This window comes from bacterium (assembly GCA_036524115.1).
Classification (GTDB): Bacteria; JAUVQV01; JAUVQV01; order JAUVQV01; family DATDCY01; genus DATDCY01.
This window is the reverse complement of the sequence record DATDCY010000089.1, coordinates 1-2231: the sequence shown is the minus strand read 5'-3', so window position 1 is coordinate 2231 and position 2231 is coordinate 1. Positions and strand designations below refer to the sequence as shown.

Here is a 2231-nt window from a genome sequence, read left to right as displayed (position 1 = left end):
ATCGTGGGCACCGACCGCGACGCGGCGGCGGTGCGCGCGGCGCTGGCGAACGTGGCGGCGGCGGGTCTCTCGAAGCACGTGCACGTCGAGCGGCGCGACCTGGCCGACGCCGTGCCGCCGAAGGGCCGTGGCGGCGCGCCGGGACTCGTCGCCGTCAACCCGCCCTATGGCGAGCGTCTCGGCGCCGAGTCCGAGCTGCGCCCGCTCTACGAGCAGATCGGGAGCGTCCTGCGCGAGCGGTTCGCCGGCTGGAAGGCCGCACTCTTCACCGGCAACCCGGGCCTCGCGCTGCGCGTCGGCATCCGCGCGACGCGGTCGCACACCCTCTACAACGGCGCCATCGCGTGCCGGCTCTTCCTCATCGACGTCGCGCCGGAGCGCTTCATGCGCCCTTCCGGAGGGAGGACGGGCGCGCACCCGGGGCGAGCGGGTTCGGGTTCCGTCGGTCCCGGCAAGTCCGTCCCGCCCGAGGGCACGGTCGCCGAGGCCCTCGCAAACCGCCTGCGCAAGAACCTCAGGACGCTCGGCGCGTGGGCGCGACGCGAAGGGATCGGCTGCTGGCGCCTCTACGACGCGGACATCCCGGAGTACGCGGTGGCGGTGGACGTGTACCGGACCCGGGACGACGTGCCCGCCGCGCCCGCTGTGCCAAGGGGGGAAACGATCCCGGCGTCCCGCCCGGAAATTCCCGGAACCCTGTGGGCGGTCGTCCAGGAGTACGCGGCGCCCAGGACCGTCGACCCGGACAAGGCGGCGGCGCGCCTCGCCGACGCCGTCTCGACGGTCGGCGCCGTCCTGGAACTGCCGGCTGAACGCGTCGTCCTCAAGGTGCGCCGCCGGCGCGCGCGGGGCGAGCAGTACGAGAAGCTGGCCGACGAGCGGCGCTTCCACGTCGTCGAGGAGGCCGGGCTCGCCTTCCAGGTGAACATCACGGACTACCTCGACACCGGGCTCTTCCTCGACACGCGGCCGGTCCGGGCGCTGCTGCGGACGCTCGCGCCCGGCAGGAGCTTCCTGAACCTCTTCAGCTACACCGGGACGGCGACCGTCGCGGCCGCGGCCGGAGGCGCCCGCGCGACGGTCTCCGTCGACCTCTCGCAGACCTACCTCGCCTGGACGCAGCGCAACCTGCGCCTCAACGGCTTCGGGGGCGGCGCGCACGAACTGGTCCGGGCCGACGCCCGCGACTGGCTGCGGCGCGAGCGTCGGCGCTTCGGGCTGATCTATCTCGACCCGCCCGCCTTCTCGACGTCGAACGCGATGCGCGGCACGCTGGACGTCCAGCGCGACCACGTCCCCCTCATCCTCGACGCTGCGCGCCTGCTCGAGCCCGGCGGCACGCTCGTCTTCTGCACGAACCTGCGGCGCTTCAAGCTGGACGCCGCGGCGATGCCGGGCCTGGCCTTCGAGGAGATCACCCGGCGCACCACGCCGAAGGACTTCGCCGGCAACCCCCGCATCCACTCCTGCTGGCTCGTGCGCCCGGCGTAGCGCGGCCAATTGGCCGGCACCGGTCCGGGCTGGCAGGGTGTTCTCCCCATGCAATTTCCCGCCGCAGGGTGTACCTTTCAGGAAGAACCCCGGCGCTCGACTTCACGGGGTGATCCGCTGGAACTGGGACCTCGGACGAGGAGGATGCCATGTGTCGACGAAGATTGCTGCTTCCGCTGATCGTGATGGTGACGGCGCTCGCGCTGGCCTCATCGGCCTACGCCGCGACCACCCTGAAGAAGCTCAACGTCAGCCCGTTCTACAGCCAGGGCGTCAAGTCCGAGGCTGACGTCCGGGCTCTCGTGGAGAGCCGCTCCGCGGACCTGCAGGCAGGCTTCGCCAAGGCCGGGGCTCCCGACCTCTACCCCGCCTTCATGCAGCAGTGCCCCACCGCGAAGATCACGCCGGTCAGGGTCGCGCCGGGCGAGACGTTCCACTGGATGCTCTTCAAGCGGAAGAAGGGGCGGGGCGCGGTCGCGGTCCTCAAGGACGTGACATGGCAGGGCGCCGCGCCCTTCGACGGCTACCGCCTCGAGATCGACAAGGACGGCAAGCGCCACGCCTTCATCGTCCCGGCCGTCTGCGGGAACGTAGCGCTGGCGAGCATCTCGCCGATCCCCGCGCCTGCTCCAGCCGCCGCCCCGGCTCCCCCTCCGGCCCCGCCGCCGCCTCCCGCGCCGCCGCCCCCGAAGGCCGCCGCGCCGCCGCCTCCCGCACCGAAGCCCGCCCCCGTGGCGGCG

Annotated in this window: 2 protein-coding genes; both read left to right on the top strand. The window is 73.0% G+C overall.

The window, feature by feature from the left end; all coding sequences use genetic code 11:
- Positions 1 to 1491 (top strand): bifunctional 23S rRNA (guanine(2069)-N(7))-methyltransferase RlmK/23S rRNA (guanine(2445)-N(2))-methyltransferase RlmL (rlmKL, locus tag VI078_04245; protein ID HEY5998496.1); only part of this gene is annotated, 1491 nt, incomplete at its 5' end.
- 149 nt (positions 1492 to 1640) lie between these two features.
- A partial coding sequence (locus VI078_04240; protein ID HEY5998495.1) for a hypothetical protein occupies positions 1641 to 2231 on the top strand: 591 nt, incomplete at its 3' end.